Here is a 477-nt window from a genome sequence, read left to right as displayed (position 1 = left end):
GCTCTGCCGCTGATTGTTATGTGCGGCTCCCTACGAAGTAACCCTTTTCCTCAAGTGTGAAAACATACCACACAATAAGCCCGTAAATTATCCAAGTAATTACGGAAATATACTTTATCAGAGTGAATTGACTTTCTGGAAAGTCATGAGTGAAAAGCGTAAAAACTCCTGAAAGGACAGTGAAAATAAACAATCCTAGAAACAGCCATCGTGACGCTGACTTTCTCAGGAACAGTAGAGTTGCAGCGAGCACAGCAAGAACTACGCCAAAAATTCCTTTGAAGTAGTAAAGTACGCCCTCAGGCTTTTCCATGCCTGCAGGAATTTCTATATCCCCTGAATAAAGTGCGTACAACTGATAAAGACCAGATATCCCAGTCACTACGAACCATAAAAATATTAGCCAGACTAAAACCGGTCTCTTCTCTGATGACTTCAAATTATTCTCCTTACTGCACTGGTCTTACCCACAAAAAG

Annotated in this window: 1 protein-coding gene; it reads right to left on the bottom strand. The window is 41.3% G+C overall.

The features are described from left to right. Positions 1–16: 16 nt before the first annotated feature. On the bottom strand, positions 17–439 hold the full coding sequence (locus B4U49_RS00220; RefSeq protein WP_143735412.1) for a hypothetical protein: 423 nt from the start codon (positions 437–439) through the stop codon (positions 17–19). Positions 440–477 lie beyond the last annotated feature (38 nt).

Source organism: Microbulbifer mangrovi, from assembly GCF_002009015.1.
Classification (GTDB): Bacteria; Pseudomonadota; Gammaproteobacteria; order Pseudomonadales; family Cellvibrionaceae; genus Microbulbifer; species Microbulbifer mangrovi.
This window is presented reverse-complemented; position numbering and strand designations above follow the sequence as displayed.